An 18,412-nucleotide genomic window follows, 5' to 3' on the forward strand; every position below is an offset into this window, starting at 1 on the left:
AGAGGCTCCCTTCAGTGCTCATGGTGCTCGCCCCCTCCGCGTGACTTCTCCACCTCGGCCTTGAGGAGGAAGGCCCCTTCCACCACCACCTGCTCACCGGCCTTCAGGCCCGAGAGCACCTCCACGTCACCCGACAGGGTGCGGCCACGCCCCACCGCGCGCCGCTCGAAGGTGCCATCGCCCTTGGGAAGGAAGGCGAACCAGCCATCCTCCAGCCGTTGGAGGGCCGCCGCCGGGACGGTGGTCATGGGAGCCCCCGACTCGCCCAGGGGAATGAAGGCCGAGGCGGACATGCCCGGCCGCAGCAGGCCGTCCGGGTTGTCCACCTCCAGCCGCACCGGGATGGTGCGCGAGGCCGGGTCCACCCGTTGGCCGATGAAGCCCACCTTCGCGGTGAAGTCCTTGCCAGGAAGCGCCGCGAAGGTGGCACGGGCCGTGGCGCCGAGCGGAATGCGCACCGCGTCCCGCTCGAACGCATGGACGGTGAGCCACAGCCGCGACAGGTCTCCGATGTGGAAGAGGGCCCGGGAGGGATCCGCCATCTGCCCCACCACGGCGCCGCGCTCGATGACGGTGCCATCGAGGGGCGAGCGCAGGGTGAAGCCCGCGGCCGCTCGACCCCGTGCCGCTTCCTGCTCATCCACGCCGAGCGCCAGCAGCTCCGCGTGTGCCGCCCCCACGTCCGCTTCGGCCGAGGCCGCTTCGGCTTCGGCGGCCTGCACGTCCTTCTGGGCCACGATGCGCTCGGCCCCCAGGGTGCGCTTGCGCTCCGCCGCCTGCCGGGCGGCACTGGCGCGGGCCTGGGCGGATTGGAGGGCCGCGCGCGCCCTGCCCAGCTCGGGACTCTGGAGCTCCACGAGCGGCTGGCCCTTCTTCACCTGCTGGCCCGGCGAGGCCTGGAGGGAGAGCACCCGGGCGGGGATGGGCGAGGCCACCTCGGCATAGGCGTTCTCGTTCACCCCCAGCTCGCCCAGGGCGGTGACGCCCTCTCCACCGGGGCGCTCCTGCACCGGGGCCGTGGTGATGCGCAGGTCTCTCAGCATCTCCGGATCGATGTGGACGAGGGTCTCGTCCTCGCCCTCACGGTGGGCGTGGGCCTGGGCTTCCCGCTCGTGGTCATGTCCCTCCTCGTGCTGGGGCGTCTCGCGCTTGCAGGCGCAGACCCCGAGGAGGCACACCAGGATGACGTGGTGGAGGGACTTCATCGAAGGACTCCGGCCTGGACGGCGAGTTGGACGCGGGAGAGGGAGGCTTGCAGGAGGCGGGTGAGGTAGTCGGCGCGGGCCTCGAGGACGTCACGGCGCACGATGAGGAACTCGGCCAGTCCCATCTCCCCGGCCTCGTAGGACTTGCGCGCCAGCTGCTCGTTGTCCGCGAGCAGCGGGAGGGCCTCGCGCTCCAGCAGCTCCACCGCCTCGCGATCCTTGTGGTACCGGGCCAGGGCGGCCCGCACCTGGACGGACTGGGTCCTCCGGGCGGCCTCCAGGGCCTGCTGGAGACGCCGCACCCGGGCCTCTCCCGTCACCCGGGCGGACTGACCCCGGGCGAACAGCGGCAGGGACACGCCCAGGGCGCCGAGGAGCACACGCTCATCGCCCTCCTGCTCGTAGCGGACCCCCACGTTGAGATCAGGCCACGCGGAGCCCTCCCCCAGACGCTGCTCCGCCTTCGCCTCCTCCAGCTCCGCCTCCAGGGCGGTGATGTCCGGACGCTCCGAGGGGGTGGGCGGAAGCTCCTCGGACCGGGAGGCCAGGGCGCTCAAGTCACCGCGCACCCCGAGGGGGGCCTCCGCGGACAGGCCGAGCAGTCCGCTCAACTCGCCAAGGAGTGCCGCCTCGTCGCCCTCGGCGCTCGCCGCGTCCGCCCGGGCACGCGCCAGGGCCACGCGTGCCACGTTGACGTCCACCACGGGCACGTCTCCGGCCTCGAAGCGCCGCTGGGTGGACTGGGAGACATCCCGGGCGGCCGCTTCCGCCTCTCGCGCCAGGCGCAGCCGCTCCCGGGCATGCAGCGCCCGCAGGAAGGTGCCCGCCACCTCTCCGAGCACCCGCCGCTCCGTGTCCCGCTGGTGGGCCGTCTCCCGGGCGAGGCCGGCGCGGGCCGCCTCGAGACGCGCCCCCCGCTTTCCCCCCAGCTCCACGGGTTGAGTGAGCCCCACCGAGACATCCGGTGCGCGCTCTCCCGTGGCCAGGGTGCGGGGGCCCGCTTCGACCTCCAGCGTGGGGTTGCCGTTCAACAGGGGCGAGGCACCCGCGACGGGCCCTCGCGCCTCGGCCACCCGGCCGGCGGCCTCCAGCAGGGCGGGGGCACGCTGGCGGGCCAGGGCCAGGACCTCTTCCAGGGTGAGCTCGGACGAAGGTTGGGCCGCACCCGGGCGCGGCCAGAGCAATACGGCGGCGAGCCCGAGGGCCGCCGTCGTCGGACGGTGGAACACAGAAACCTCGCGAATGAAGACGAGCGTCGGGAGCGAGGCGGTACCCCTGGGAGACCAGGGCGCACCTCTCCTGATGGCGCTCGAGGCGGATGGACGAACAGGGCCTTACGCGAGGGCGGCTATTGGGATGTGCAGGATGTCACCCACCTCGACGGATGAGGGCTCGTCCTCCTCGTGCTCGACGGGAGGAGGCCTCGGAGCCCTCGGGATGCTCGAGAGGGTGGGCGTCAGGACGACCTGGCGCAGGTGGGAGCAGCAGGTGCAATCGAGACAGTCCGGGGCACATTGCCCGCGCTCGTCATCGTCCTGGCAGCGCTGCGTGCACACGACCCCCGAGCTGGCGGGCGGCAACAAGCCACCTCCCACCGGGGCGAACAGCAGCAGAGCGAGGAAGAACCAGATCCGGAGCACCGGGGCCTCTTGTAGCACGTCGGCGCGAGACCCGCCCGCACAACCCTCACTTCACGGAGCGCGAAAGTGTCATGCAGGAACCTGGGTGGAGGCGGCGGCTCGTTTCTCCTTCCGTGAGAGGGAAAAGAGGGGTTGAGTGCCGCGCATGGGCATCTGGTCGAAGAAGAGCATTGCCCAGCTGCGAGGTGAGGAGGGCCAGACGCACGAGCTGCACCGCACGCTCAGTGGCGTCCACCTGATGCTGCTGGGAGTGGGAGCCATCATTGGCGCGGGCATCTTCGTGGTGACGGGCACGGCGGCGGCGCAACACGCGGGGCCGGCCATCGTCCTTTCCTTCGTGCTGGCGGGAGTGGGCTGTCTCTTCGCGGGGCTGTGCTACGCCGAGTTCGCGGCGATGATCCCCGTGGCTGGCAGCGCCTACACCTACGGCTACGCCACCCTGGGCGAGCTGGTCGCCTGGCTCATCGGGTGGGATCTCATGCTCGAGTACCTCTTCGCCTCCTCCGCGGTGGCGGTGGGCTGGTCGGGCTATTTCACCGCCTTCCTGCGCGACTACCTGCACTGGCAACTGCCACCGGAGCTGACGAGCGCCCCCTTCGACGTGGAGCCGGGCGGTCACCTGTTCCACGCCACTGGAGCCATCATCAACCTGCCGGCCGTGCTGCTGGTGGCGCTCATCACGGGGCTGCTCGTCATCGGCATCCACGAGTCGGCGCGCGTCAACAACATCATCGTCTTCTTGAAGGTGGGCGTCGTGCTGCTCGTGGTCGGCTTCGGCGCGTTCTACGTGGAGCCCGACAACTGGAAGCCCTTCCTGCCGGAGAACACGGGGACCTTCGGCCAGTTCGGCTGGAGCGGGGTGCTGTCGGGGGCGGGCATCATCTTCTTCGCCTACATCGGCTTCGACGCGGTCTCCACCACCGCGCAGGAGACGCGCAACCCGCAGAAGGATCTGCCCGTCGGCATCCTGGGCTCGCTGGCCATCTGCACCCTGCTGTACGTCCTGATGGCGCTGGTGCTCACGGGGCTGGCGCCCTACAGCACCCTCAACGTGGCCGAGCCCGTGTACGTGGCCATCGCGAAGGCGGGGCCGGCGCTGTCCTGGCTGAGGCCCATCGTCAGCATCGGGGCCATCGCCGGGCTGGCCTCGGTGGTGCTCGTCATGCTGATGGGACAGCCGCGCATCTTCTATGCGATGGCGCGCGACGGCCTGCTCCCCCACTTCTTCGGCCGGGTGCACCCGCGCTTCCACACGCCCTACGTCGCCACCCTCATCACGGGCGTGGTGTCCATGGCGGTGGCGGGGCTGTTCCCCATCGGTCTGCTGGGGGAGCTGGTCTCCATCGGCACCCTGTTCGCCTTCATCGTCGTCTGCGGGGGCATCCTCCTGTTGCACTATCGGCGGCCGGACATTCCCCGGCCCTTCAGCACCCCGTTCAAGCCCGTGGTGCCCATCCTCGGCATCCTCACCTGCGGAACCCTCATGGTGGGCCTGGGGCTGGCGACGTGGTTGCGGCTCCTCGGCTGGATGGCGCTCGGGCTTGCCATCTACTTCGGCTATGGCCACAAGCACTCGCGCCTCGCCCGGGGAGGGACAGCTCCCTCAGAGCCTCCACCGGGAGACCTCGGCGGACCGCTCTGAGGTGGCCGAGGGTTCCCAGGTGTAGTCGACTACATCCGTCTCGATGGACCGCACACGCCCATGAATACCCAGGATCTCCTCGCTCGACTCCAGGATGCCTCTCCCGATGGTCCGCTGGATCGTCTCGCCGCGCTCGTCGTGGAGCACGAGCTGTCCCAGCCGCTCGAGACGCTCTTCCCCCCTCCCCTGCTGGCGCGCGCGCTGAAGGCCGCCCTCGAGGGGTGGCTCGCCTCCGACACCGCCGACCGGGAGCTCGCCTCCGTCCTCGAGCACCTCCACCTCCAGCTCACCCAGGAGAAGCGGACCGTGCGCGAGGCCGTGCCCCCGGAGCTCGCCAAGGGGCTGGCGGAGCTGGCCTCCCGCCGCTACTCGCCGGACCGGGCGGTGGTGATGGCGGTGCTGGACCGGCCCCCCGTCCGCTCGCTGGCGCGCGGGCTGCTGCTCAACGTGCTCATCGAGTTCAGCCGCAAGGTGAGCGCCCCCGTGACGGAGAACCGCATCGCCAAGGGCTTCTCCGGCCTGGCGCGGCTCGCGGCCGAACAGGCGAAGGGCTCGGGCGGAACGCTGGGTGGCATCGCCAGCGCGCTCTCCGATGAAATCGAGCGCCAGGTGGAGAAGCGCGCCCGCGACTTCACCGACTCGGCGCTGTCCGGCATCTTCCAGCAGCTCGCGGACGCGCTGAGCGATCCGGGCCGGGCCTCGGAGCAGGCGGAGATGCGCGTGGCCATCCTGGACGGAATCCTGGGCCTGCCCCTGGAGCGGCTCGGGCGCGAGCTGTCGCGCGCGGACGTCCCCGGCGGCGCGGCGGTGGTGCGCAAGGCGCTCTCCCAGTGGCTCGGCTCGAGGGACGTCACCACGGATCTGGAGGGCTGGCTCGCTCGCGCGATGGAGCGGGACGGCAAGCGCCCGGTGCGCGAGGTGCTCGGGACGCTCGGCCTGCTCGAGACGTTCCAGAAGCTCGGCCGGGAGTCACTGCGCGGGCGCCTGGCGCCGGTGGTGGCCTCGGAGCCCTTCGCGCGCTGGCTGGAAGAGCTGACGCAGGTGAAGTAAGGCCCCACCCCGTTGCGATACCAGGAGATACCCCATGGCACTCGAGGATGATTTCCGTTCAGCGCAGGAGCGCGTGAAGACGCTCACCACCCGTCCCTCCAACGACACGCTGCTGGAGCTGTATTCGCTCTTCAAGCAGGCCACCGACGGCGACGTCCAGGGCAAGCGCCCGGGGATGCTCGACATCAAGGGCCGCGCCAAGTACGACGCCTGGGCGGGCCGCAAGGGCCTGGGGCGCGAGGCGGCCATGCAGCAGTACGTGGCGTTGGTGGAGAAGCTGTTGCGCGGCTAACGGCTGAAGGCCCACAGGGAATGTCCGTCGCGATGAACACGCCCCCCGCTACCCCTCCGCCGCCCCTGCGTCCCGAGGAGCTGTGGCCTCGAATTCTCAGCACGACCCGGCAGGGGCTGGCCACCGGCGCCCTGCAGCCGATCGCGACCGAGTGCCACACGGTGGAGCACCAGGGGGTACCCTTCCAGGTACGCGTGCTCGGCCGGGTGCAGCTCAAGGAGCGCCGGAAGAAGGAGCCGCCCCGTCCCGGGTTCGATCCCTTCGAGAACCCGGAGCCGGACCTCACGGTGGGGGATGTCACGCCCACGCACCTGTGCCTGCTCAACAAGTTCAACGTCGTCGAGCACCACCTGCTCATCGTGACGCGGGCCTTCGAGGAGCAGGAGTCGCCGCTGACGCACGCCGACTTCGAGGCGCTCGCGCTCTGCATGGAGGGACTGGACGGGCTGGCCTTCTACAACTCGGGCGAGATGTCCGGTGCCAGCCAGCGGCACAAGCACCTCCAGCTCACGCCGCCGCTCGGTCCCGAGGGCCTGCGCGCTCCCATGGAGAAGCTGCTCTCACCACCGCCGGCGCGGGGCCACGTCACCACGGTGCCGGCCCTGGGCTTCGCCCACGCGGTGACGGGCCTCGGGCGCTGGGAGGGTGTGGCTGGTGAGGACGCGGCGCGGATGCTGGAGGCCTACGAGGCCCTGAGGGCCGCGGTCGGAATGCATCAGGAGCTCTCTCCGTACAACCTGCTCGCCACGCGGAACTGGATGCTGCTGGTGCCCAGGCCTCGCGCCGAGGCCCACGGCATCAACGTCAACGCCCTGGGCTTCGCCGGCTCGCTGCTCGTCAAGACGCAGGAGCAGTTGCAGCAGGTCGAGGCCCTCGGCCCCTTGGGGCTGCTGCGGCAGGTCTCCCAGCCCGCCCCTACGGCGTCGCCGGAGCCGGAAGCTCGATAAGACCCGCGCGGTCCAACAGCTCGCGCACGTGCGCGGTGAATGCCACGTGCTCGGGGTTGCTCGCCGTCATGAGCTCGGGAGAGAGGATGAGGAGCCATCCCAGCTCCCCCACCGGCTCGATGCGCACGGGCTCGGGCAGCGGAGGCAGCGTGCCCCTCCGACGCGACAGGTACGTCAACCAACCCATCCGTACTTCCCACTTGCGCTTCTCGACGAGGTTCACCATCTCGCTCGAAGTGGCCATGGCGAAGTCGGGGTCCCACGCGGTGACCATGCTGGTGAGCACCTGGGCCAGCACGGGTGCGCGCAGCAGGCGCTTCCGAATTGGCTCCTCGGTCGTGGGATAGAGAAGGCACACGTTGGGCCCACCCCACGGCGAGTATGCACCGCAAGACAGGTGAATATCGGTGGCGGCCTTCTTCGCATTCCACATGATCTGGCTGAAGCCTAGCTCCTCAATGACCTTCCGGCTGGAGCTCGTGCGGATTCGCCCTTGAAGGAACAACGCCTCGAGTTCCTTTACTTCTTGAGGCATGGGGTGGCCTGGCAGATCGCGTGGGGCTCCACGGCCCGCCCGGTACCATTGAGCAAACGTCGGGTCACACCGTGCCAACATGAGGAAGAAGAGTTCCGCGCGCCGGGCGCACTCCAGCGCTGTCTCCTGACGCGGTCCCCAGTATGCGCCCACATAATACCTCTCCTTCATTCGCACTCCTCACGGGGCTGGCGGTGTATGGCGGACGGTGATGTTGTTCCATCCTCTATCCTTGAAGATTTCGCGAAGGAACTCCGCGACCTTGGCATCGGCCACATGCCACGTCAGCGATAGCTTTACCCGCTCGGCCATTCTCGATTGAGCACTGGCTTGTTCGATCAGCTCGTTGAATCCTCCTGACCTCACGTACCAATACTTGGGCGTGCCATCGTTGTTGAAGAACTTGATGTAGCGGGGTCCCTTGGCCTCCAACAGTTCCGTACCGTTGAAGCCGTCGAACTCCTCCTCACCAATCATGTACACAAACCAGGCAGGCCGCCCCGTCACCTGCTCCTGGTAGTTCAGGGCATCCTCGGAGTCAGTCGTGGGCGTCTTGTGCACTCACCTGCCAGGACCCATCGTCGAGGCCACCTTGCCGGTGTTTCCCTGACCCAGGTTGGCCATGTGGAGGATGGAGAAGGTGCCCAGTTCCACGCCGAGCGTGGTTGCCACGGTGCCCCCCGCCACCAACACCGTCCTCATCTCCAGCACCCCCTCGGCCGTGAGTGCCAGCACCGGCAGTTTCGCGCCCAGCCCGCCCGCGCGGCCCACCGTGCCCACCGCCCCCTCTCCACCTCCGAACAGCATGAGCAGGTGCGTGGACAGCCGCGCCGCCTCGCGGATCTGGTCCTGCAATGACATGGCACCGAAACGCTCGAAGTATTCGGGTGAGGAGGCGATGAGCAGCGCCACCGTGTTGGGAAGCTGCGCGAGGTCCTGGGCACCGCGGATGGGGTGGAGGACGGACTGACCGAACGCCAGCGCCATCTCTCCGATTGCATCCTGCGCTCCGTCCAGGGCGGCATTGAACCAGTCGCGCTCCAGGCCCAGCTCGGCCCAGGGAACGGTGTTCACGCGCCGCAGGGCATCATTCACCGGGTAGAGGACGCCGCCACGCGAGAAGTAGAAGGTGCCCACCACGAGGTTGCCCACCTTCCACTGCCCCTGTACCAGCTTCACCTGCCCCATGCGCTGAATGGGTCTGCCCGTGAGCGCCGCCACCAGGTAGCCGTCGGGGCGCATCAGCACCAGGGGCCTGAAGCGCTCGGTGCGCCGCGAAAGCTCCGCGTATTCCACGCGCTCGCCACCCTCGAACACTTCACCCAGGAGCCATGCGAGGACCCTTCGCGAGGCGAAGCTCCGCTGTGTCACGCGCGTCTTCGCCAGGTGGCTCAGGAGTTGACGCGCCTGCTGTGTGTAGAGCGCCGCGCCCGCTGGATGTCGCGACTCCTCCTCCAGACCGCACGCTTCCTGCACCGCTTGGAAAGCATCCGCCAGTGGCTCGGGGAAGCCACCCGCGCTCCCATCCACTCCCATCATCCAGTCGGGAGAAGCCGGACGCGTGGGCGCACGGCCCGTGGCACATCCCCCCAGCAATACCAGCGCCACCAGGACGAGGGGGCCCGGTGTCCGGCGCTCCCCTCCACATGAACCCAGGCCCATGCCTCCAGCCGCTCAGGCCTCCATGAGGATCCGGTGCCGGTAGAGCTCCAGCAGGATGTCCTCGTGCAGGTCCGCCTGCTTCTCCTGGCGCAGGTGCTGGCGCACCGCCTCGACGGGCTCCCGGCCCGTGAACTCCACGAGCAGCCCGTAGGCGATGCCGGGTAGCGCGACGGCGTCGTACTCGCTGTAGGCCCCCAGCGCGACGTTCCCGTCCGGGAGCCACTTCACGGTGGCCTCGGGGTTGAGCTTGAGCACCTTCGGCAGCGCGGGCGCGACCGCGTCCCGGTGGCTCTTCTCCAACACCTTCAGCTCGATGACTCCATCGAGCCCCATGATCTTCTCCATCTGCTCCGCGGACAGGCCCCGGACGATGTCGAAGCAGCCCCGGTAGAACTCGCCCTCACGGCCCGCCCACCTGCTCCACAGCGCGGCGTACTCCTTCTCCGCCAGGGGCTTGTCGTCGAGGTCCTCGACGGTCGGCGTCTCCGACAGGTCCGGCTTGTCCTTCCCGGCCAGGATGAACTCGGGCATCAACTGCAGCACCGCGTAGCGCGAGAGCTGGATCTCCGCGAGCGCCAGGTACGTCTTGAGCGTCATCCAGAACTTCCGCCCGTCGGCCCCCGCCACGTACTTGCAATAGAACGTGGAGCACACCGCCTCGCGGTAGGGCCAGATGGTACAGCCGCCCTGCTCCAGCTCGTAGTACGGACAGCGCATGGACGCCGCCCGGCCGAAGAACTGCCGCGAGTTGCGATACAGCAGGTTGTAGCGCGCCGAGGGCCTCACCCACTGGGGCGTCACGCCCACGCGGCTGGCGATCTTCTCCCCCATGCGCCGCCGCCCCTCGCCCAGCTCGTCCCGCTCGTCCGACAGGAGCGCGCCCACCAGGTAGTTCGGCAGCTTGGGGTAGTAGGTGCAGCACTTGGTGTCCGGCCGGAACAGCCGGCTCACGCCATCCACGGACTCGACGGTTCCCTGGCCCGAGCTCTGGCACATGGCGCACGAGGCGCACGTGGCCTTCGTCTCGACGGGAATCTCCTTCCGGAAGAAGTCGGGGAACAGGTCGCGGTAGAGGACCGGCAGGCTGTCGAGGATGCGAGACATGGACGAGGGCTCCCTAGGCCACGAGCCGGATGAGGATCATCACCATCAGCGCCAGCGTGGAGAGCTGTCCGATCCCGAAGCTGATGGAGCGCCACGGCTGCATGGACTTGATGTAGGCGATGCTGTGCCCCACGCGGGCGGCGGTGAAGGCGATGAAGCAGATCTGCATGCCGAGCACCGGCGCGCCGGCCAGCACGGCGATGAGGCCCAGGACGAGGAAGCCCGGGATGTTCTCCAGGTCGTTGCGATGGGCGCGCAGCACGCGCTCCACGTCGGGGTGCTCGGTGGTCGCCAGCTGGGCGCCGAAGCGGGCCGCGTCCTCGGGGTTCAGCGCCACCTTGAGCCGGGCGCGCGTGCTCGCGGTGTAGATGCCAACGGCGTTCATCTTGAGGATGAGCACGATGGCGCACAGGGCGTAGAGGCGAAAGCCCGGAGCGGCCAGCATCAAACTGGAGGCAACGTTCGTGAAGAGATCGTTCATGGGAGATGAGCGATGTAGCAGCAGCGCGGCCGTTTTGACAGCCACGCGCCCGCTCGCGCTCAGTCGGCGAAGTAGAGGCTGCCCAGCGCGACCCCGGTGACGGTCAGCAGGAGCATGAGGCCATAGCCGCCATACAGCACCGCCGTCTTGAAGGCGGTGCGCATGAGCGACTGCCCGTAGACCCGCCGCAGCGACAGGAAGAGGTAGCCCAGGATGAGGGGCTGCATCACCGGCAAGCGCTTGGGGCCCAGCGCCAGGCCCGCGACGATGCCGGCGGCCGCCGCCAGGAAGGCGAAGGCATGGAAGTGGAGCGTGAAGACGAAGTGCTCCGCGTAGAAGCGCCCTGTCTTCCGATACAGCAGGTGCAGCAGCAGGGCGAACACCGGGACGAGCACGAACATCGCCTTGGGCAGCGATTGCGTGATGGCCTGGAAGGCCTGCTCCTTCCCCGCCGAGCCACTCATGGCGATGCGGTTGAGCCGGCGCTTGAACTCGGAGTCCTCGTGCAGCAGCGGCCTGGGCGCGGGCGCCTGCGGGCCTGTATCCAACTCCGCCAGGGACGGACCCACCGTGACCACCACCTCGCCGGGCGCGTCCACCCGCGACCGCACCTCGAAGAGGCCCTCGGGGTGGATGACCGTCAACGCGAGGAAGTAGAGGAAGCTGGCCGTGAGGTAGAGCCGGAAGGGGCGCACGTAGAGGGAGCGCTGGCCCTCGAGGTACGCGACCGTGAGCCCTCCGGGACGCCGCAGCATCATCCCCGCCGAGCGCGCCAGGTTCGACTCCAGGTGGAAGGTGTCGGTGAGGTAGTCGCCCAGCCACTTCCAGAAGGGCACCCGCACGTCGGCGTGGCTCTGTCCACAGCCCGAGCAGTAGCGCCCCCGCACCTCCTCGCCGCAGCTCGGACACTTCTCGAGGGGTAGGACGGCCACGGTGGGCTCGGCCTGCGGGGACGGAGCGGGGACGGGGGCGGGCTGGGACATGGTGCGTGGGGCCCAGTGTCCCCCTCCCCTCCCCCGCCGCACAAGGTGCGCCAGACCCGGCCACGGGCCGCACCAGCAGTACCTTGACGGCGGCGCCCGGCTTGCCCATGTTGCCGGGCTTCATGCCTGTCCTCAGTGGTGCAGTCACCTTCTCGCGTTTCCGGTCCGAGCCGACGGGGAACGCTCCTTCCGATGTGAAACGCTGGCTCGCCAAGGGCCTGAAGTCCGGCGCCTTCGAGCCCATCGACCTCAAGAAGACCGAGGACGAGCGGGCCGCGGGCTTCGTGGAGCTGGAGAACCATGAGTCCGTGGACTTCTCCACCGGCAGCGTCCTCTATGGCGAGTACGCGCTGTTCGGCTTCCGCGTCGACACCGTCAAGGTGCCCGCGCCGGTGCTCAAGGCCGAGCTGGACAAGTGGGCCACCGCCTTCGAGAAGCAGAACGGCCGCGCCCCTACCCGGGGCGAGAAGGCCGAGAACCGCGCCTCCCTCCGCCACATGCTGCGCCAGCGCGCCGTGCCCTCCACCAAGGTGCATGACGTGAGCTGGAACCTGAAGACGAGCCAGGTGCAGATCTGGGCCGCGTCGCGCAAGGCGGTGGATGAGATCCTCCTGGCCATGGAGACGGCCTTCGAGGTGAAGCTCCAGCCGCTGGTGCCCGCCTCCCTGGCGGCGCGCGCCGGCATCGCGGACGACGCGCTCATCCCCACTCCGGAGCTCATCGGCGTGGAGATCGCCCACAACGAGATTCCGAGCAGCGAGGTGGCCCATGGGGAAGCGTGAGCAGGCGAGGATCGAAGCGGCCTTCATGCGGGGCGACACGGGCGTCGACGGTGCCGCCACCGAGGAGGACACGCGAGACGAAGCCGAAGTCGAAAAGGACAAGGCCCGAGAGCAACTGCTGCGCGGCCGGGCCTATCTGGGCCGCGAGTTCCTCACCTGGCTGCTGTGGCGCTCGGAGTCGGGCGACGCGCTGGTGGACTTCGAGAACACGGGCCTCGTGGTGCTCTACACCGGCCGGTGCACCCTCAAGGGCATCAGCGGCGACGTGACGGAGATGTCCGCCCGGGGCGCGCTCGCGCCGTACTCGGAGCAGGTGAAGCACTCGCTGGACCGCGGGCTGCTCGTCCACCAGGCGCGGCTGCGCCTCACCCACGGCGAGAAGGTGTACGAGGTGACGCTGGACGCCGAGTTCCTCGACATCCGCGCGGCGAAGCTGCCGGAGCTCATGGCCGAGGAGGAGGATGACCGTCTCCTGGAGCGCCTCTACCTCACCGAGCAGCTCTCCGACATGGTGGACGCGCTGGTGCAGGCCTTCCTCGAGGTGCGCGCGAGCCGCAACTGGGGCAAGAAGGTCGTCCCGGCGATGAAGAGCTGGATGAAGGGCGAGGACGAGGCCCCCCGGGCCACCAAGGTACAGCTGGCCCGCGCCGCGCGCGGCTGAGCTGACAGAGGGACACCATGGCTCCCGCCCCGCCTCGCCTCACCTTCTTCTGCGAGCTGGAGGCGGGGCCGCTGGTGGCCCTCTTCGCCGACCCGGCCGTCGTCGAGCACCTCCTGGCGCTGCGAGCCAGTGTCAGCCTCGGGGTGCTCGACCTCGGCCCGGAGCGCGCCGCCGTGGTGCGGCGGTTGAACGACGCGGGCGTGCCCGTCATCGCCTGGCAGTTGCTGCCCAGGGCGGAGGGCTACTGGTTCCACCTGGGCAATGCCCCCCAGGCCGAGGCCCGCTACGAGGCCTTCCGCGCGTGGACGGCCGGGCACGGCCTGCGCTGGGACGGCGTGGGCCTGGACATCGAGCCGGACATCCACGACATGCAGCGCATGCTGGCGAGCCGTTGGCGGCTGTTGCCCGCGCTGCTGCCCCGGCTCCGGCGCGGCGGGCAGTTGCGCGAGGCCCGGGCCCGGTACGGCGCCCTGCTGGCCCGCATCCGCGCGGACGGGTACCGGGTGGACAGCTACCAGCTCCCCTTCATCGTGGACGAGCGCCGGGCGGGCTCCACCCTGCTGCAGCGCCTCGTCGGCGTGTTGGACCTGGCGACCGACCGCGAGGTGTTGATGCTCTACTCCAGCTTCGTGCGCCCCCATGGCCCGGCGGTGTCGTGGAGCTACGGCCCGGACGCACGCTCCATCGGGGTGGGAGTCACCGGTGGCGGCGTGGACGTGCCGGGCCTCATCGAGGTGCCCCCGCTGGACTGGGAGGAATTCGCCCGGGACCTGCGGCTGGCGCGGCGGTGGACGGAGGACCTCCACGTCTTCAGCCTGGAGGGCTGTGTGCGGCAGGGCTTCCTCGCGCGGCTCCGCGACTTCGACTGGACGGTACTGGACGAGGCGCCTCCCGCGTCCGCCCGGCGCCTGGACCGGCTGCGACGGCTCGCGAGCCGGCTCCTCCGTTTCGCGGGCAGTCAGGGGTAGACACGACGGGAGACAATCACGTCATCGAGGGGGGAGACGGCACGCGGGCAACCTTCTTCGCGTGCGAGATCGACTCCAGATGTTCCTGCCGCAGGGGACGATCTCGACGAAGCCGGAGCGCGCTCTGCTCCGCGTCCGCCAGCATCTCCCATGCCTCGCGGGCCTGCCGAGGGAAGAGGTGAAGTGACTGCACGTAGAGGCAGGCGACGTGAACGCGCATCCCCAGATCGTGGAACCCGAGTTTCTGGATACGACGAAGCCATCGGCCAAACTCCTTCCAGGGCAGTCTGTTGCCGTATGTCTCGGTGAGAAGGGTACTTGTGATGATGCGCTGCACAGCGAGGCGCTGGGCAGCGGTTTTCGCCTTTCGCAGCCAGTGTTTCTCGAGCTTCAGGAGCTCTCGCCTGCATTGCTCGTATGGCGCCTTCGCCCTGAGTAACTCCAGGTAGTGAAGGTCGAGATCCTCGCTGAAGGTTGCAGCATGCTCCTGGCGTGAAGTCTTCATGCTCACGCTCCAGGGCAAGGCTTCCCGTTGGCACGCAGGGGCCAGTAGCCATACCGCATGCAGGCATCGAAGCACGCCTTGCACTGCGACTCACCCCAGACTCGGCCGTCATGTTTCCCACTTCTGCATTTCTCGTAGCGCGGCAGGCAGATGTCCTTCTCCCACCTTTCCCTCTCCTCTTGCGTCGGAAGCTCGGGGATGGGCGCGGCTTCGGACTCAGTGCGTCCAGGCGGTAGATAATTGGGGCGCGTGGCCTCTGTCGGAGGTGTTGCACCACACCGCTCGTATTGGCCCGGGTTCTGCTTGAGGCAACAGGTGACGGTGCTGTCGGTCGGGCTGCACTCGGCCAGAGTGAGCGCGAAGCCGCCGCCGTACCCCGAGGCGCTCGTTGATACACACCCAGATGCCAGAACGGTCAGCCCTACGGCGAGCCATGCCGGGCGGCACAGTTGACCGCGACCGACGACACGGGCTTGTTGCATGACGACCCCCAAGTGCCTGGACTCAGGGCCAAGATCGTCATGCCAACTGGACCATTGGCTAAAGGAGCCCTGCCCCTGTTGTGTCAGCCGGAGGACTTGTGCTCCCTTCCCGCTTCTGCGTTGGCTCGTGGTGTCCTCTTCCCATCGCTTCAAGGCTTCGAAAGCTCCGTAACTGCTCGCCGGACCCCCGTCATGACGAGAGGGGTGGAGACATGAGACCCCAGCCGAGCGACCCGCATCCGTCTGGCGGAGGACAAGGGGGCCCCAGGTACTCAACACACGGAGGCGCGCTCAGTCCGACGCGTCGCGGAGCACGGGGAGGGAGAGCTCGAACCGCGCGCCCTTCCCCGGTGACGAATGGACCTCGAGCGTCCCGCCATGGGCGAGGGCGATCCGCCGCGCGAGGTACAACCCGAGCCCCAGTCCCGAGGACTTGGGGCCGCGGGCGAAGCGCTCGAACAACCTGGGGAGCAGCTCGGGCGAGACCCCGGGCCCCTGGTCGACGACGGAGACGACGACATGGTCGCCGTCCGTGCGCGTCCGCGTCTCGACCTCCACCACCACCGGAAGCCCCGCGGGCGAGTGCTTCAGCGCATTGGCGACCAGGTTGGAAAGGGCCTGGCGAAGACGCTCGGGGTCGGCCACGAGGACGAGCTCCTCCGGGCCTCGGGACTGGACCTCGTGCGAGGGAAGCGTCGAGGTCGCCGCCACTTCCTGCACCAGCCGCATCACGTCCAGGGGCTGTGGGTGCAGCGAGAAGAGCCCCTGCTCCAGGCGGCCCACATCGAGCAGGTCGGAGGTGAGCCGGGAGAGTGCCTTGACACTCCCGAGCGCCGCCTCGGCATCGCGGATGTCGTCGACGGACCGCTGCCGGACCGACCGCCGGTGGATGAGCTCGATGCGCGCGCGCAGGGAGAACAGGTGATTGCCCATGTCATGCGCGAAGATGGTGATGAGGTCCTCGGCGGCGGACCGCCGGCCCTGCTCGAGGGCGGCCTTCGTCAACTGCTCCGAGAGCTCGATGCGGTGCGCCACCACGCCCACCCACCGGGCGACGGCCTCCAGGAAGCGGAGGTCGTCCAGGGAGAAGAACTCCGCCTTGTCCGAGGAGCACTCCAGGACGCCTCGCCGCTCCCCGCCCACTTCGATCACCGCCCCGATGGCGGACTTGATCCCCAACCCGAATTTGATGCCTGGCAGCTCCTCGGGGTCCTCGTCCTGATGGCCCGTGTGCCAGGGCATTCCTGTCTCGAAGATCTCCACGATCCGGCCGCGATTGGCGAGCTGTAGCCGGTCCAGGCCGAGGCGCTTCTGCTTGCGGGACATGGGGGTGTCGCTGATGCCCCTGGCCACGAGCGTCTGGGTCTCTGGCTCCAGGAAGAAGATGTCCACCTTGTCGGCATGGAGCAGTTCCACGAGGATCTGGGCCGCGTTATCCATCGTGGGACGGAGCTCGGCTCCCTGCAGCTCGAGCAGCTTCTCGAGCGCCCGCAGGAGCAACTCGCGCCGCCCGCTCTCACTCTGGGGTCGTTCCGAGGACACGACACAGAGGATATGTACCTCGGAGGTCAAGACCACTGTCCTACGGGACACATCCCCTGGCGGGCTCCTCGCTCCTCAGGAGGGCATGCGGCGGAGCGTCATTGGACGAGCCGGTGGATGTCCCCGCAGGCGATGTACGAGCCGCCGTTGCCGGTGGTGACGATCTCCTCCACCACGTACAGCACGTTCTCCTCGCGGATGTCGCGCGGGAAGCGGATGTTGAGGTTGGGGTCGTAGCCGTCGGACACCACGCGGGCGCGCAGCTTGCTGCCCTCCTTGACGCACTGGACGAGCACGCCGGTGCCCACCGTGTTCGTCGTGGGCAGATCCGCCGCCGAGCCCGTCACCTTGGACGCGGTGGGCTTGCCCTTCTTCTTCGCGGCCTCCGCCGAGCGGGCGCCGCGCTCCTGCCCGGGCAGCACCAGCCGCTTGATGGCGCCGCTCACCCGGTAGAACGTGCCGTCTCCCGACGGCTCCAGCTTGTCCACCACGTACGAGACGCCCTCCTCGCGCGCGCTCCGGGGGAACTGCACGTTGAAGCTCGGGTCATACCCCTCGGAGGCGGCGTGGACGCGCAGCTTGCCGCCCTCGCGCACGCACTTGAGGATGACGCCGGTGCCCGCGCTGGACACGGCCTCCAGGCTGTCCGCCGAGCCGCCCGCCGTCCCGCGCAGCGCCAGATCGCCACGGCTGCGCGTGCCCGCCTGGTAGGACTGATCCCTCATCTCCTTGCGGATGACCGGGTCGTACTTCCTCGACTCCAGGCGCTGCGCGTAGTGCGCGAGCTGCTCCACCTCCTCGGCGATGTCGTAGGAGGCCTTGTCGAGGTGGGCGGAGACCTCGGTGATGACCTGCCGCAGCCGCTGCGAGGCCGAGCCGAAGTCCCCCTTGTCGGCGAGCTCGACGGCCTGGTCCTTGACGCGCGCGATGCGCAGGCGGCTCGTCTGGGCCAGCACGTTCTTGTCCGCGGACACGGCCGCCGACTCCGAGGCCGAGGCCAGGTTGACGACGATGGGCACCTCGCCCGACAGCTCCCGGATGGCCCCGTCCACCACCGCCTGCGCCCGGAACACCAGCGTGGCGAGCGTCACCGGGCCACTGGCGCTCCCCGCGTCCACGGACAGCTCCGCCGCGAGCTGCCGCGGCTCGGTGGCGTACACGTCGCCCAGCCCCACCGCCACCTCCTGGCCCCGGGACTCGAAGCGGTAGCGGTTGAGCACGCTCGCCACCTTCACCTTGGGCGCCGGCTTGAGCGTCACCTCCAGGTTCTGCGCGACGAGCGAGCCGAGGCCCTCCATCTCGATGCCGAAGACGCCCTCGGCGTCGTCCGGCGTCTGGATGTAATAGAAGTGCCCCTCCCCGGCGTTGGCCATGCCGATGAGCAGGTCCTCGTTGAAGTTGGAGCCGAAGCCCAGCGTGGTGGTGATGATGCCGGCCGCGGACTTCTCCCGCGCCGTGGAGACGAGGGCGTCCGGATCGGTGATGCCCATGTTGGCCTGGCCGTCCGTCAGCAGGAGCACGCGGTTGACGCGCTCCGCGGCCTTGTTGGCCCCCACGTGCTCCACGCCCTTGAGCCAGCCGCCGCTCAGGTTGGTGCACCCGCCCGCGCGCACCTTGGAGAGCACCGCGCCGATGGCCGCCTTGTCCGTGACGCGGGTGGGCGCGAGCACCGAGAACACCGCGTCGTCATAGGTGACGATGGAGAGCCAGTCCTCCGGGCCCATCCGCTCCACGAGCTGCCGCGAGGCCTGCAGGGCGTGCTTCAGCGGAACGCCCGCCATGGAGCCCGAGCGGTCGATGACGAGGCTCAGGTTGAGCGAGCGCCGCGTGGACGCCGCCGGGGCATCGGCCTGGAACGTCACCACCAGGTCGACCTTGGAGGAGGTACCAACGGGGAGCACCGGACGGCTGAGGGTGTAGGTGGCCTTCAT

The 18,412-nt window shown here is 69.1% G+C and carries 19 protein-coding genes; 7 read left to right on the forward strand and 12 right to left on the reverse strand.

Annotated elements, in window-relative coordinates; translation table 11 throughout:
- Positions 1-11: 11 nt before the first annotated feature.
- The 3 genes from JRI60_RS37290 to JRI60_RS37300 form a co-directional block, all read right to left on the reverse strand.
- Positions 12-1,205: an efflux RND transporter periplasmic adaptor subunit gene (locus JRI60_RS37290; RefSeq protein ID WP_204220677.1), complete on the reverse strand. Its 1,194-nt coding sequence runs from the start codon at positions 1,203-1,205 to the stop codon at positions 12-14.
- A complete protein-coding gene (locus tag JRI60_RS37295) occupies positions 1,202-2,434 on the reverse strand; it encodes a TolC family protein (protein WP_204220678.1) in 1,233 nt (410 codons plus the stop codon). The genes JRI60_RS37290 and JRI60_RS37295 overlap by 4 nt, the downstream gene beginning before the upstream one ends.
- 105 nt (positions 2,435-2,539) lie before the next feature.
- Positions 2,540-2,845, reverse strand: coding sequence for a hypothetical protein (locus tag JRI60_RS37300; RefSeq protein ID WP_204220679.1), 306 nt, complete (start codon positions 2,843-2,845; stop codon positions 2,540-2,542).
- A gap of 145 nt (positions 2,846-2,990) precedes the next feature.
- Here JRI60_RS37300 and JRI60_RS37305 point away from each other — a divergent pair, with 145 nt between their 5' ends.
- From JRI60_RS37305 to JRI60_RS37320, 4 genes are read left to right on the forward strand one after another with little or no spacing between them, the layout of a single operon-like run.
- Positions 2,991-4,487 (forward strand): amino acid permease, encoded by a 1,497-nt coding sequence (locus JRI60_RS37305; RefSeq protein WP_204220680.1) that lies wholly within the window; start codon positions 2,991-2,993, stop codon positions 4,485-4,487.
- Positions 4,488-4,547: 60 nt separating this feature from the next.
- Positions 4,548-5,537, forward strand: a complete 990-nt coding sequence (locus tag JRI60_RS37310) for a hypothetical protein (protein ID WP_204220681.1) — start codon at positions 4,548-4,550, stop codon at positions 5,535-5,537.
- A gap of 34 nt (positions 5,538-5,571) precedes the next feature.
- Positions 5,572-5,829: an acyl-CoA-binding protein gene (locus JRI60_RS37315; RefSeq protein ID WP_204220682.1), complete on the forward strand. Its 258-nt coding sequence runs from the start codon at positions 5,572-5,574 to the stop codon at positions 5,827-5,829.
- A 20-nt stretch (positions 5,830-5,849) separates the two neighbouring features.
- Entirely contained in the window at positions 5,850-6,776 is a 927-nt protein-coding gene (locus JRI60_RS37320; RefSeq protein ID WP_239469942.1) for an ATP adenylyltransferase family protein, read from the forward strand.
- Here the strand turns inward: JRI60_RS37320 and JRI60_RS37325 are convergent.
- From JRI60_RS37325 to JRI60_RS37345, 6 genes are read right to left on the reverse strand one after another with little or no spacing between them, the layout of a single operon-like run.
- On the reverse strand, positions 6,745-7,482 hold the full coding sequence (locus JRI60_RS37325) for an Imm52 family immunity protein (protein ID WP_204220683.1): 738 nt from the start codon (positions 7,480-7,482) through the stop codon (positions 6,745-6,747). The genes JRI60_RS37320 and JRI60_RS37325 overlap by 32 nt on opposite strands.
- 9 nt (positions 7,483-7,491) lie before the next feature.
- The gene (locus JRI60_RS53755) at positions 7,492-7,872 is read right to left on the reverse strand and encodes a Tox-REase-5 domain-containing protein (protein WP_239469943.1); all 381 of its coding nucleotides are present in this window, start codon (positions 7,870-7,872) and stop codon (positions 7,492-7,494) included.
- Positions 7,873-8,973 (reverse strand): hypothetical protein, encoded by a 1,101-nt coding sequence (locus tag JRI60_RS37330; RefSeq protein ID WP_239469944.1) that lies wholly within the window; start codon positions 8,971-8,973, stop codon positions 7,873-7,875.
- Between the two features lie 12 nt (positions 8,974-8,985).
- On the reverse strand, positions 8,986-10,077 hold the full coding sequence (locus JRI60_RS37335; protein ID WP_204220684.1) for a hypothetical protein: 1,092 nt from the start codon (positions 10,075-10,077) through the stop codon (positions 8,986-8,988).
- 13 nt (positions 10,078-10,090) lie between these two features.
- Positions 10,091-10,558 (reverse strand): MAPEG family protein, encoded by a 468-nt coding sequence (locus JRI60_RS37340; RefSeq protein WP_204220685.1) that lies wholly within the window; start codon positions 10,556-10,558, stop codon positions 10,091-10,093.
- Between the two features lie 59 nt (positions 10,559-10,617).
- Complete coding sequence (locus tag JRI60_RS37345) at positions 10,618-11,541, reverse strand: DUF3667 domain-containing protein (protein WP_204220686.1); 924 nt, start codon at positions 11,539-11,541, stop codon at positions 10,618-10,620.
- Positions 11,542-11,663: 122 nt separating this feature from the next.
- On the opposite strand from JRI60_RS37345, the gene rdgC reads away from it, so the two are divergent.
- The 3 genes from rdgC to JRI60_RS37360 are packed head-to-tail and all read left to right on the forward strand — an operon-like array spanning position 11,664 to position 13,952.
- Entirely contained in the window at positions 11,664-12,323 is a 660-nt protein-coding gene (gene rdgC / locus JRI60_RS37350) for a recombination-associated protein RdgC (RefSeq protein ID WP_204220687.1), read from the forward strand.
- Positions 12,310-12,984 (forward strand): hypothetical protein, encoded by a 675-nt coding sequence (locus JRI60_RS37355; protein WP_204220688.1) that lies wholly within the window; start codon positions 12,310-12,312, stop codon positions 12,982-12,984. Before rdgC ends, JRI60_RS37355 begins: the two co-directional genes overlap by 14 nt.
- A gap of 17 nt (positions 12,985-13,001) precedes the next feature.
- Entirely contained in the window at positions 13,002-13,952 is a 951-nt protein-coding gene (locus tag JRI60_RS37360) for a hypothetical protein (RefSeq protein WP_204220689.1), read from the forward strand.
- 16 nt (positions 13,953-13,968) lie between these two features.
- Here JRI60_RS37360 and JRI60_RS37365 read toward each other — a convergent pair whose 3' ends face one another.
- From JRI60_RS37365 to JRI60_RS37375, 3 genes are all read right to left on the reverse strand, one after another.
- Positions 13,969-14,457: a hypothetical protein gene (locus JRI60_RS37365; protein ID WP_204220690.1), complete on the reverse strand. Its 489-nt coding sequence runs from the start codon at positions 14,455-14,457 to the stop codon at positions 13,969-13,971.
- A 773-nt stretch (positions 14,458-15,230) separates the two neighbouring features.
- Positions 15,231-16,481, reverse strand: a complete 1,251-nt coding sequence (locus JRI60_RS37370; RefSeq protein ID WP_239469945.1) for a GAF domain-containing sensor histidine kinase — start codon at positions 16,479-16,481, stop codon at positions 15,231-15,233.
- 98 nt (positions 16,482-16,579) lie between these two features.
- A complete protein-coding gene (locus tag JRI60_RS37375; protein ID WP_204220691.1) occupies positions 16,580-18,412 on the reverse strand; it encodes a vWA domain-containing protein in 1,833 nt (610 codons plus the stop codon).

Origin of the sequence: Archangium violaceum (assembly GCF_016887565.1) — a bacterium.
GTDB lineage: Bacteria > Myxococcota > Myxococcia > Myxococcales > Myxococcaceae > Archangium > Archangium violaceum_B.